Genomic DNA, 11,418 nt, shown 5'->3' with positions numbered 1-11,418 from the left:
TCAAACAATTCGAAAGAAGTTGTTTGATTAAAAATGTAAGATGCAATTAATAAACCAACTGCAATAACATTCGAATAGTTTGCGGTTTTCATTAGCTTGATGCTAGGTTCAGTACCATTTGTTCAACCAATTCTGCGGAAGTTTGTTCGTATTGGTACTCATCCTCAACCTTACCCATTTTACTTGTCACATTTCGATATTCCATTTTGCTGGCAACTTTTTTTCGAGCCGATGAATGAAAAACACTTGCATTAGTTTGGCGTTTAATGGCAACAATATTTTGCGGATTAATACCAGCTCCTGGCATAATCTCAATTCTGTCGTTTGCTTGTTTTACCAGTGTGTTAATAACCTGAGCGCCACTTAAAGCATTTTCTGCCCCGCCAGAAGTGAGCACGCGTAGAAAGCCTAGCTGAATTAAGTCTTCTAAAGCTTCCTGTAAATTATCGCTCATATCAAAAGCTCTATGAAAGGCTAGGGGCATTGGTTTAGCTAAATCTAACAGTATGGCACAACGTTCTTTATCAATTTTTCCATTTGCCAAAAGCAAACCTGTTACTGCACCTTCACAATTAAGTTCCTTGCATAAAATGATGTCTTGTTTCATGATTTCAAATTCATCATCGCTGTATAAAAAATCTCCGCCCCGTGGACGAATAATTGGCCAGACCTGCAAATTCAGATTCTTCTTGCAAAGTAAAATTTGTGCGTAGCTAGGTGTTGTACCACCTTCGGCCATATTTTCACAAAGTTCTACACGTATGGCGCCACCTTTTTGCGCTTCCTTTGCAGAAGCATAGGAGTTGGCACATATTTCAATGCCAGCTCCAATATTATTTAATGGAGAATGTTCTCCTTGCATATTCTTTTGTTAAATTTAATATTAATCTACCAAACCTACTACTTTCCAGCCAGTTGCAGTTTTAGAAGTGCCCAATTTTTGCACAGATTTTCCACCGTCCGGATACCAGCAAATTTCGGTAATAACCCAATAATCATCTGTTATTTTTTCTCTTAAAGGAAATGCCCTTTTTAAGGTTGAAAAGTTAGGCCATTCGGCTTCTGTAGTATGTTTAACAAAACTCAGTTCTAAAACTTCAGCTGTTTGCTTAATCATATCGTCATCTCCATCTAAATTCGGCATCTTTTGCAACATCAGCTTTGCTTCAGTGTAAAAATCCTTACAACTAACAGCCTTGTCTATGTCACGTTCATCATAGGCATTTTCTAAACAAAGAATTGCACCTTCAGGTGTGGTATTGTCCATTTTGAAATAATCTATTCCTTCATCAATATACATTCCTATACTTTGATCAAAATCGGTCTTGTCTTTATCAGGAATACCATCTCTAATTGCTCTCAAGGTGTATCCGCCAACTAATCTTCCACCTTCAATAATCATCCAATCAGATATAAAATCTCTATCTACACCAATTTTCTGATCAAGTTTAACCGTTTTTACGTCTACTGGATCATTACCCACTGTTCCAAATAGATTTCCTTCTTCATCAAAGTGGGGTTCTGTTAACCAAATATGTTCGCCGATTTCGCCATCCATAATTCTAACTTTAACAGAGAAATAGGATTGGTGCTCCTGCGGGCTTTTTAGACTTTCTTCAAAATGCCACAAAGTTAATCGGGCTTTTTCAATAGCCCAATTCATCCTTTCGTCTTCATTAGGCACATAAACCATATCTGGTTCGCCTTTGCGTTCGGCCACGTTTTTCTTGCCGAAAATTTTTGATAGTAATCCCATAGTTATTTGTTTTAGGTAAATGCAATTTAATGGGGAGATTGTTTTTAATGATTTAATAGTAACTTTTTCCTTTTATTACAAGGTCTTGTTTTTTAGTATCGCAAACTGCAAACGTAAAGCCTTGCTGAATGGCATATGCGCCGTATTCACCTTTTTTATTCATTGCCAAAAAACCTACCTGAATATTTTTAGCTGTTTCAGGTTTCTTTTTTATAATTCTCATTACAGCTTCCTTACAGGCTTCTTCAGGCGAGTATCCTTGGCGCATAAGCTCTACCACCAAAAAAGACCCTACGTTTCTAACCACTTCCTCGCCAACGCCGGTAGAGGTGGCACCGCCAACTTCATTATCTATAAACAAGCCTGCGCCAATAATTGGGCTGTCGCCAATTCGACCATGTAATTTATAAGCCATACCACTGGTGGTACATGCTCCAGATAAATTACCTTTTACATCCATAGCAATCATACCAATAGTATCATGATTATATTGGTTTCCAGGAAGTTTTTGTGGCGCAACCTTATCGTAAAGTTTATTTTCGATATTCATTACAGGTTGATATTTTGCTTCTTTAAGCCATTCCTTCCAAGCTTTTTCGCTAGATGGTGTTAACAAGTTCTCTTTTTTAAATCCTTGTTCCAAAGCAAATTGTAATGCACCATCTCCAGCAAGCATAACATGTGGGGTTTTTTCCATTACTTTTCTAGCAACAGAAATTGGATGTTTAATATGTTCTAGTGCTAATACAGCGCCAATATTGCCGTTTTCATCCATTATGCAGGCATCTAAAGTTACCTTGCCATCTCTGTCGGGTAAACCTCCATAACCAACAGACTGATTACTTTCATCCGCTTCTGGCACCCAAACTCCTTGTTCAACCGCATCTAAAGCCCGCCCATTATTTTTAAGAACTTTCCAAGCATCTGCATTTGCCGCTACGCCAAAATCCCAAGTAGAAATTACAATGGGTTTGTTTATAGCATCGCTGGAAACGTTTGAGATATTATTTGCAAATGATGTTTTAGTTACCGCTAACATGGCCGTAGAAACTGCCGATGCTTTAATAAATTTTCTTCTGTTAAACATGTTTTATTAGTTGGCGATTATAGATTAGGATAAAGTAAAATCATCAGCGTCTTTTAGAAACGGGAATTGTCTTCTTACTTTCTCAAGATCTGGGTAATTAATACTAAAAGTATACAAATCCTCATCTTCTGGTTTGTAATAAACCGTATTGCCATAAGGATCTATGCACATTGAGTGTCCGCTGTGATAGATTTGATTTCCGTCATGACCAACTCTATTTACACCTATTACATAACATTGGTTTTCTACGGCACGAGCATGAATAAGGGTACGCCAATGTGCAGAACGTTTATCTGGCCAACTCGCAACTAATAGCAAAATATCGTATTCGGCATTTTTATTACGCAACCAAACCGGAAAACGTAAATCATAGCAAATCGCTAATCTTATTTTCCAACCTTTAAGCTCAACTATAAGCTGTTCATTTCCGGCGTTAAAGGTTTCGTCTTCGTCGCCCAAACCAAATAAATGATGCTTGTCGTAATGCTGATATTCTCCGGTTGGAAGCATCCAAACCATTCTGTTATAATATTTGTCATTTTCTTTAATGATCAAACTTCCGGTAACTACACAATCGTAGGTTTTGGCAGTATTTGCCAACCACTGCATCGTTTTGCCGTCCATTTCTTCAGCAAGTTCCTCGGCTTTCATTGTAAAACCGGTATTAAACATTTCTGGTAACACAATTAGATCCGTTTTTTCGCGTACGCCACCAGATAAACGAAGCGAAATGTTTTGTAGGTTTTTGTCTATATTCTCCCAAAACAAATAGGCCTGAAAAACAGTAACCTTTAGGTTTTGAATATTGAGATATTGTGGACTTTCCATTTTTTATAATTTTATAAGGGATGAAAAATTATAGTTTTATCAATCGTTGTACAGCTTGCTCTAAGGTCGAATTTTCCTTTGCAAAGCAAAATCGTAGAATTTTCTCGTTGTTACTTCTGGTATAAAATGCCGAAACAGGAATACTCGCTACCCCATATTCGGTTACTAGTCTTTTAGCAAATTCTAAATCGTTCTCTTCGCTAATTTTTTCGTAGCTTACACATTGAAAGTAAGATCCTTTACATGGTAATAGGTCAAATTTTGTTTGTTTTAGCAGTTGCTGAAAATAATCTCTTTTCTCCTGAAAAAAAGTTGGCAGTTCATTATATATATCGCTTTGCGATAAATAGTTATATATACCAACCTGCATTGGTGTATTAACGCTAAAAACGTTAAACTGGTGTATTTTCCTAAATTCAGTAGACATCTTAGCTGGCGCTAGGCAATATCCTATTTTCCAACCGGTTGTATGAAGTAATTTACCGAAAGAAGCGACAATAAAGCTACGCTCTCGCAATTCTGGATATTTAGCTACACTATGGTGTTCTTCACCATCAAAAATAATGTGCTCGTAAACCTCATCGCTTAAAATTAACACATCGGTATCTTTAGTAAGTTTAACCAAGGCATCCATGTCAGCTTTGCTTAAAATACTCCCAGTTGGATTATGTGGGCTGTTTAAAATAATTAGCTTGGTGTTGGCAGAAAACATTTTTTTTACCATTTCCCAATCAATTTTATATTCTGGTGCGTGCAATTCAAATGGTTTAACCAAACCACCTAAAAGTTTTACCGTAGGTGAATAACAGTCGTAGGCGGGTTCAAAAATAATTACTTCATCACCAGGATTTATAATGGCGGCCAATGCAGTAAAAATTGCTTGCGTACCACCTGCCGTGATAGTAACTTCTGTATCTGGATCGTAACTTGCACCGTAGATCCTGTCGGTTTTATCAGCTATTAATGCTCTAAGTGAAGGCAAACCCGCCATAGGCGCATATTGATTATGGCCATCCTTTAACGCGTCGGTAACAAATTGTATTAATTTGGGGTTGGTTGCATAATCTGGGAAACCCTGCGAAAGGTTTATAGCGTTATGCGTTTGGGCTAAATTAGACATCACCGAAAAAATGGTAGTGCCGATAGTAGGTAGTTTAGAATTTAATATCATGTATTACGAAAATAGCAATAAAACATTAATTTCTATTCTATTAAAATAGTTGTATTTTAGCTATCATGACTTTTAAAACAAAAGAAAGCCGATTGCTTCTAGTTCTGGGAGCTTTTTTTGTGGCCAATGCCATACTATCAGAATTTATTGGGGTTAAAATTTTTTCCGTTGAGCAAACCTTGGGTTTTAAAAAGTTTGATATTAATCTTTTTGGCGTTCCTAATCTTTCATTTAACATGTCGGCAGGGGTACTTACTTGGCCAATCATTTTTATAATGACAGATATCATAAACGAATATTTTGGTGTAAAGCAAGTTCGGTTTTTATCAATTCTAACATCGGTTTTAATAGGTTTTGCATTTTTAGTTGTTTGGTTGGCAATGAAATTACAACCAGCTGATTTTTGGTTAGTGCAAAAACAAAATGGCCAAGAAGTTAATATGGTTTTAGCGTTCGATGCCATTTTTGGTCAGGGGATGTGGATTATTGTTGGTTCGATAATTGCCTTTTTAGTAGGGCAAATGGCTGATGTTTTGATTTTCCATCGTATAAAAAAGTTTACTGGAGAAAAAGCGCTTTGGTTAAGAGCAACTGGTTCTACGGTTTTTTCTCAATTGATAGATAGTTTTGTAGTAATTTATATCGCATTTTATTTAAACCCGGCGTTTAACTACAGTTGGCAAATGGTGGCGGCAATTGGTTTGGTAGGTTATACTTACAAGTTCATAATCGCGTTAGCTATGACACCAATTTTATACGTAGTACACGGTATTATAGACAGATATTTGGGAAAAGATTTGGCGCAAAGAATGATAAAAATGGCTGGCAGGGGTTAATATTCTTTATTTTGCAGAATTTAAAACACAAATAGGCATTATTAATGTTATTGCATAGCATATATCAAGCTATGGCGATCATTTTACAGCATTTTTTAAAAGATTTCGAGACTATATTATTGGGAGATAAGGACTGGAATTTTATTCCGGAAATTATGTTTCGTACGTTAGTAATGTACCTTATCGTGCTATTTAGTTTGCGCATTTTAGGTAAAAGGGGGGTAAAACAGCTCTCGGTATTTGAATTGGTTGTAATTATCAGTTTGGGTTCGGCCGCCGGTGATCCGATGTTTTATGAAGAGGTGGGAATACTTTCTGCCTTAGCAGTTTTTATGGTTGTAGTACTTGCCTACAAAACCACCTCTTATTTTGTAGGAAAAAGCAAAAAGGTAGAGAAACTTTTAGAAGGCAGTTGCACTTATTTGATTGAGGATGGCGTCTTTTCTATCGAAAACTTTAAAAAAGAGACGCTTGCACAGGATGAGTTTTTCTCCGAGTTACGCTTAAAAAGCGTTTCGCATTTAGGGCAGGTAAAATTAGCAATTATTGAAACATCTGGTAGTATAAGTGTGTTCTATTACAAAGATGAAGACGTTAAAATGGGTTTGCCTATCTTACCATCGTTATTTTGCGAAAAAACAAAGCTTATTTTAGATACGGGAATATATGCGTGTAGCTTCTGCGGCAAAACGGAAAAATTGAATGTCGGGACGAGTTTTTGCAAAGTTTGCGAAAAAGATGAATGGATTAAAGCTATTGATGAAAAACGGATAGCATAATATATTTGAAAACAATTACTTACAGATTACTTTAACCTGTACATAGGTATTGAAAAATGGTTATTTTTTGTTACCTTTGTGCAAATTTTAAAACATTAATGAAGATATTTATCACAGGTTTGCCAACTAATGTTGGAGAAGAAGAATTAACAGCTGTTTTTGGAGATTTCGGTCAAGTGAAGTCACTAAAAATTATTTTTGACCGCGAAACTGGCGAGAGCCGTGGTTTCGGTTTTGTAGAAATGCCAGTAGAAGAAGAAGCGAAAGAAGCAATTAAACGCATGAATGGTGGTGACTACAACGGAAATAGAATTAAAGTTGTTGAAGCTCAGGACAAACCAAAAGGAGAAGGTGGCCAATCTAACAATGGTGGTGGCTTTAAACGTAACAACAACAGAGAACGCAGTTACTAGTAACTAATCTTTGTTTTAATTAAAACGTGCAAGTTCAGTGAGCTTTAGCTTGCTGTATTTCAAATTTATATTATTGCGGGCATACGTCCGCATTTTTTTTGCCCAATTTTTCGGTGGATATTATTATCTTAGTTAACCAAATATTTAGCCGATGAAAGTTGATTATATAGCCTTATCGGTTCCTGTTTTCTTTATTTTAATAGGAATTGAACTTGCTTATAGTTTTTATAAAAAACTAGGATACTATCGATTAAATGATTCTATCTCAAACCTTAGCCAAGGCATAGGACAACAAGTTACCGGACTTTTTATGAAGACGGCTTTATTCTTCGGCTATACTTATATTTTCGAAAATTGGAGATTAGTAACCATGCCTAAAAACGTTTGGGTTTGGATAGCCTTGTTTATAGCCGTAGATTTCTTTTATTATTGGTTTCATAGGATGAGCCATCAAGTAAATGCACTTTGGGCAGCACACATCGTACATCATCAATCAGAAGATTATAATTTAACGGTAGCGCTTCGTCAATCCTGGTTTCAAGGTTGGTTTTCGTGGGTCTTCTACCTTCCTTTAGCTTGGTTCGGTTTTGATCCGGTTATGTTTTTAACCTTAAGCGCCTTTAATACCTTATACCAATTCTGGATACATACACAGGCGGTTAAAAGCATGGGAATTCTAGAACATATAATCAATACGCCATCGCATCATCGCGTACATCACGGTTCAAATCCAAAATATATTGATAAAAACCATGCTGGCTCTTTAATTATTTGGGATAAAATGTTTGGCACCTTTCAAAAAGAAGAAGAGCAGGTTTACTATGGAATTACAACACCTTTGGCAAGTTGGAATCCGGTTTGGGCAAATGTACACTATTGGAAAGAACTATTGGAAACTGCAAGTCGAAGCGATACGCTAAGCGATAAAGTTAATGTCTTTATCAAGCCTCCAGGCTGGTTTCCAACATCGCTGGGCGGATTTAAATCAGCGCCTGAGATTGATGAACATAACTACAAAAAGTATGATTCATCCTACAATCGCCAACTAATTAGTTACGTCTTGGTTCAATTTACTATTGCTTTAACAGCTGGTTCAGCTTTGCTATTTTTATACGAAAAAATGCCCCTTAGCCAAAATATGGTTATTGCTATTTTCACCATATCCACTCTGTTAAGCTGTGGTGCCTTACTAGATCATAAGAATTGGTTAAAGTATTTTGAATATGCCAGGTTAATATTAACCTTATTTGGGCTGTATTTATTTAGAGATTTAGCTATTTTTAAAACGCTTGCAATTTCGTTAGCAATTACCCAAATTATTTCGTTTTTTTGGTTTTACTACATCGATAAAAAAGCCCTACATGTTAAGGAGATACCTAGAGTTTAGCATTGCATTTGCATTTATTTTTATTGTTCAAATACTGATGCAAATTGCACCAGTAACCAGTAATGTGCTATTGGGTAATTTCGAGTTTGTTTTTAAGCCATTAATCGTAATCTCTTTAATGGTTTTCTATTTTTACCAAACCAAACTTAAAGGTAGATTTGCCAAACGCATATTTTTTGGATTATTTTTCGGCTTGGTGGGCGATGTTTTGTTGATGTTTAATCATATTAATCCTTCTTTTTTCATTTACGGATTGGTAGCCTTTCTTATTGGCCATTTACTTTATATCACCGCATTTTATCTCGATTATAAATATAATCCTTCAATAGAAAAAAAAGCAACCAGATGGGCATTGTTAATTTTTGGTGTTTTTTGTTTGGGCTTTTATATGTTATTGAGGCCTTATCTAGGCAATATGAAAATTCCTGTAATGGTTTATGCATTTGTAATTTCATTGATGGGGATAATGGCCGTAAATAGGAAAGGCAGGGTAGGTAGTGTGAGCTATAAATTAATTTTAACTGGTGCCGTATTATTTATCTGTTCTGATGGCATTTTAGCTTATAACAAATTTGTAGAAGGTTTTAGGTTCGCTGGTGTTGCAATTATGGCTACTTACATGCTGGCGCAATACCTAATTACCGTTGGGGCTATCGAAAGGAAATTGAAAAAGTCGGTTAGTAAGAAAAAAGGCGCATAAATATAAGTATGTGTTATAAATTTAAACAAGGATAAAAGCTAATTCTTCTTCTTATCTCTATCTAAAACGGTAAATACTTGTACCAAACGCTCGCCGTTTTCATCAACTAAAGTAAGTGAATGTTTGCCCGGCAAAGCATCAATAGCCATTTGATGAAAAGACTTTGTGCTCCCTATGTATTCCTTATCAATGTGCCAATAAATCTTACTTTCTTGATTTCGATGAGCCGCATTAAAAACAACTTTTCCTCGTGTACCATCTAGCTCGATTGGTATGTAAACCACCGCATTGTTTTTTGGGTAAATTAAGTCCATAACAGCAGTCGTTCCGCTTTCATTACAACCAGGCATAAAAGGAGGGAGTGTTCTATAATCGCTATTTTTAATTTTGTAATAATATTCCATTGACGGGGGTAATATAAACCATTTCTCATGTCGCATCTGAGATGGGTTTACGCAATTATCCGTTACCCTGTAACGACCAGTCTGATCTAAGTGGACTAATTTATGATAGGGGCAGGTAGCGGTTTTTTCGCCGGCAAAGGGTACTAACTCGTTAACTTTTGTAGAACAGAATTCGCCGGCTTTATAGCCACTTTCTCTACAAACCGCAATTGTTTTTAACTTGGTTTTAGGAGTTTGAAACCATTTGCCTGCAGGAAGTTGCTTAAAAATATCGAACATAACAGGAGCGGCGGTTTCTATACCGACTAAGCCTGGTCTACCTTCTCCATCGGCATTGCCTACCCAAACACAAACAACATAATTCGGCGTAACACCAACCGACCAAGCATCTCTAAAACCAAAACTTGTTCCAGTTTTCCAAGCAACACGCTGTGATGAAGAAAATTGCTCCCATAATCCTTCTTCCCCCGGACGCATCACTTCTTCCATTGCATTAAATGTGGCCCATAATGCACCATGATCTAAATACGAATTAGGTTCTGAATCTATTTTCTTTTTATTCTGATTTAAGTCCTTGATGTATTTAGGTGGGTCATAGTCCAAAGGGTTATAAGCTCCCTTAAAATCGTTAAAATGATTTAGTGTACGGCTCATTCCTAAGTAAGCTCTGGCCAAATCCCACATGGTAACTTCGCTACCGCCTAAAACTAAAGATAGACCATAATGGTCTGCCGGTTGATTAAGCGTAGTAAAATTCAGTTTCTTTAACTTGTCGTAAAAACGCTCGTACTTATATTGTTGCAACATTTTAACTGCGGGTATGTTTAACGATCTGCTTAAGGCCTTATCCGCCTTAATTGCGCCATCATAACCTAAATCATAGTTCTGTGGAGAGTATCCGCTTATTTGGGTTGGCACATCGGCTACTAATGTGTGTGGCAAAAGCATCCCATCGGTAAGCATACTTGCATAAAGTAAAGGTTTTAACGTACTACCCGGACTACGTGGCGCTTTAACCATATCCACGTGGGTTTCTAAGGCGGGTAAATCTGGTTGGTAGCAATTACCTATGTAACTGATTACATTGCCTGTTTTAACGTCTAATACTAAAGCAGCAATGTTGTTAATGTCGTTGGCTTTGTAGCGATTATTGTATCGCTTAAGCAAATCGTTTAGCTTTAGCTGTAAATCATAGTCTAAGGTAGATTTAAGCTCAGTTGTAGGGACTTTTAACTTTGAAAACTCTTCCTTAAAACGATTAAGCAAATGTGGTGCATTTTGAGGTAGCGGAAGCGGTTTGCCCGGAATTGGTTCTTGTTTGGATAAGTTAGCTGTGCTTTTATCTATAATTCGTAAAACGACCAATTTATCCAATAAGTCATTTCGCTTTTTTATAAGCTTTGCCGAATTTTTACCAGGATGCACTAGAGAAGGACTATTTGGCAGGACTGCTAAAGTTGCCATTTCTCCCCATGATAAATTTTCGGGCCTGCGACCAAAATATCGCCAACTGGCAGCTTCTAAACCAACTACATTACTGCCGAAAGGAGCGTTAGATGCGTACAAGCTGATGATTTCGTTTTTTGAATGCGTGAATTCTAATCTCGTTGCCAACCACATTTCGGTTAACTTTTGCCAAATATTTCTGTCTTGCTTACGCGATAAACGAATTACTTGCATCGTTAAAGTACTTCCGCCACTAACTACACTTTTAGATTTGATGTTTTGCCTCGTAGCTCTGGCCATTGCAACAGGATCTACGCCAAAGTGAAGAAAGAAACGCTGATCTTCAAAAGCCGTAATACATTTTATAAATTTATCTGGAATGGTATCGGCCACTGGAAAACGCCACTGACCATCTTTTGCAATTGCTGCACTTAACAAGCGACCGTCGTTAGCTTCAACCACAAAGGAAGTCGGGGACTTGAAGAGTTGATTGGGCAAACAAAAAATGAAAAACAAGAAAAACGCTAAGCATATGATATCTAAAGAAATTAATGTTTTTACTTTGCTACTCATCTATTATCTACGTTTTAATAGGATTATGTTAGAAAGAA

At 36.7% G+C, this 11,418-nt stretch carries 11 protein-coding genes; 5 read left to right on the top strand and 6 right to left on the bottom strand.

Annotation, left to right across the window (positions count from 1 at the left end; all coding sequences use genetic code 11):
- Nucleotides 1-91 precede the first annotated feature (91 nt).
- From DUT69_RS08675 to DUT69_RS08655, 5 genes are read right to left on the bottom strand one after another with little or no spacing between them, the layout of a single operon-like run.
- Entirely contained in the window at nt 92-862 is a 771-nt protein-coding gene (locus tag DUT69_RS08675; RefSeq protein WP_113652839.1) for a copper homeostasis protein CutC, read from the bottom strand.
- Nucleotides 863-883: 21 nt separating this feature from the next.
- Nucleotides 884-1,756, bottom strand: a complete 873-nt coding sequence (locus tag DUT69_RS08670; protein WP_113652838.1) for a YegJ family protein — start codon at nt 1,754-1,756, stop codon at nt 884-886.
- A gap of 52 nt (nt 1,757-1,808) precedes the next feature.
- Nucleotides 1,809-2,843 (bottom strand): N(4)-(beta-N-acetylglucosaminyl)-L-asparaginase, encoded by a 1,035-nt coding sequence (locus DUT69_RS08665; RefSeq protein WP_113652837.1) that lies wholly within the window; start codon nt 2,841-2,843, stop codon nt 1,809-1,811.
- Nucleotides 2,844-2,867: 24 nt separating this feature from the next.
- A complete protein-coding gene (locus DUT69_RS08660) occupies nt 2,868-3,671 on the bottom strand; it encodes a nitrilase family protein (protein WP_205314241.1) in 804 nt (267 codons plus the stop codon).
- A 28-nt stretch (nt 3,672-3,699) separates the two neighbouring features.
- Nucleotides 3,700-4,842 (bottom strand): methionine aminotransferase, encoded by a 1,143-nt coding sequence (locus DUT69_RS08655; protein WP_113652836.1) that lies wholly within the window; start codon nt 4,840-4,842, stop codon nt 3,700-3,702.
- Nucleotides 4,843-4,907: 65 nt separating this feature from the next.
- Here DUT69_RS08655 and DUT69_RS08650 point away from each other — a divergent pair, with 65 nt between their 5' ends.
- From DUT69_RS08650 to DUT69_RS08630, 5 genes are all read left to right on the top strand, one after another.
- Nucleotides 4,908-5,678, top strand: a complete 771-nt coding sequence (locus DUT69_RS08650) for a queuosine precursor transporter (RefSeq protein WP_113652835.1) — start codon at nt 4,908-4,910, stop codon at nt 5,676-5,678.
- A 71-nt stretch (nt 5,679-5,749) separates the two neighbouring features.
- Nucleotides 5,750-6,457 carry a DUF421 domain-containing protein gene (locus DUT69_RS08645; RefSeq protein ID WP_205314240.1) on the top strand — a complete coding sequence of 236 codons (708 nt, stop codon included), beginning with the start codon at nt 5,750-5,752 and terminating at the stop codon, nt 6,455-6,457.
- Between the two features lie 98 nt (nt 6,458-6,555).
- Nucleotides 6,556-6,870 carry an RNA recognition motif domain-containing protein gene (locus DUT69_RS08640; protein WP_113652834.1) on the top strand — a complete coding sequence of 105 codons (315 nt, stop codon included), beginning with the start codon at nt 6,556-6,558 and terminating at the stop codon, nt 6,868-6,870.
- 151 nt (nt 6,871-7,021) lie between these two features.
- On the top strand, nt 7,022-8,257 hold the full coding sequence (locus tag DUT69_RS08635; protein ID WP_113652833.1) for a sterol desaturase family protein: 1,236 nt from the start codon (nt 7,022-7,024) through the stop codon (nt 8,255-8,257).
- Entirely contained in the window at nt 8,232-8,957 is a 726-nt protein-coding gene (locus DUT69_RS08630; protein WP_113652832.1) for a lysoplasmalogenase, read from the top strand. The genes DUT69_RS08635 and DUT69_RS08630 overlap by 26 nt, the downstream gene beginning before the upstream one ends.
- Before the next feature lie 38 nt (nt 8,958-8,995).
- Here the strand turns inward: DUT69_RS08630 and pbpC are convergent, their stop codons facing one another.
- Nucleotides 8,996-11,380 carry a penicillin-binding protein 1C gene (pbpC, locus tag DUT69_RS08625; protein ID WP_113652831.1) on the bottom strand — a complete coding sequence of 795 codons (2,385 nt, stop codon included), beginning with the start codon at nt 11,378-11,380 and terminating at the stop codon, nt 8,996-8,998.
- Nucleotides 11,381-11,418: the final 38 nt, after the last annotated feature.

The sequence above is a fragment of the Pedobacter namyangjuensis genome, from assembly GCF_003313325.1.
In the GTDB taxonomy this organism is placed as follows: Bacteria; Bacteroidota; Bacteroidia; order Sphingobacteriales; family Sphingobacteriaceae; genus Pedobacter; species Pedobacter namyangjuensis.
Note: the sequence above shows the minus strand (reverse complement) of the source record. Positions and strands in the feature narration are given on the sequence as shown.

Bases quoted from the DNA above. Each gene is read 5' to 3' on its own strand.
- DUT69_RS08665 (WP_113652837.1), bottom strand. From the start codon at position 2,843: ATGTTTAACAGAAGAAAATTTATTAAAGCATCGGCAGTTTCTACGGCC.
- DUT69_RS08640 (WP_113652834.1), top strand. From the start codon at position 6,556: ATGAAGATATTTATCACAGGTTTGCCAACTAATGTTGGAGAAGAAGAA.
- DUT69_RS08650 (WP_113652835.1), top strand. From the start codon at position 4,908: ATGACTTTTAAAACAAAAGAAAGCCGATTGCTTCTAGTTCTGGGAGCT.
- DUT69_RS08630 (WP_113652832.1), top strand. From the start codon at position 8,232: ATGTTAAGGAGATACCTAGAGTTTAGCATTGCATTTGCATTTATTTTT.
- DUT69_RS08675 (WP_113652839.1), bottom strand. From the start codon at position 862: ATGCAAGGAGAACATTCTCCATTAAATAATATTGGAGCTGGCATTGAA.
- DUT69_RS08660 (WP_205314241.1), bottom strand. From the start codon at position 3,671: ATGGAAAGTCCACAATATCTCAATATTCAAAACCTAAAGGTTACTGTT.
- pbpC (WP_113652831.1), bottom strand. From the start codon at position 11,380: ATGAGTAGCAAAGTAAAAACATTAATTTCTTTAGATATCATATGCTTA.
- DUT69_RS08670 (WP_113652838.1), bottom strand. From the start codon at position 1,756: ATGGGATTACTATCAAAAATTTTCGGCAAGAAAAACGTGGCCGAACGC.
- DUT69_RS08635 (WP_113652833.1), top strand. From the start codon at position 7,022: ATGAAAGTTGATTATATAGCCTTATCGGTTCCTGTTTTCTTTATTTTA.
- DUT69_RS08655 (WP_113652836.1), bottom strand. From the start codon at position 4,842: ATGATATTAAATTCTAAACTACCTACTATCGGCACTACCATTTTTTCG.
- DUT69_RS08645 (WP_205314240.1), top strand. From the start codon at position 5,750: ATGGCGATCATTTTACAGCATTTTTTAAAAGATTTCGAGACTATATTA.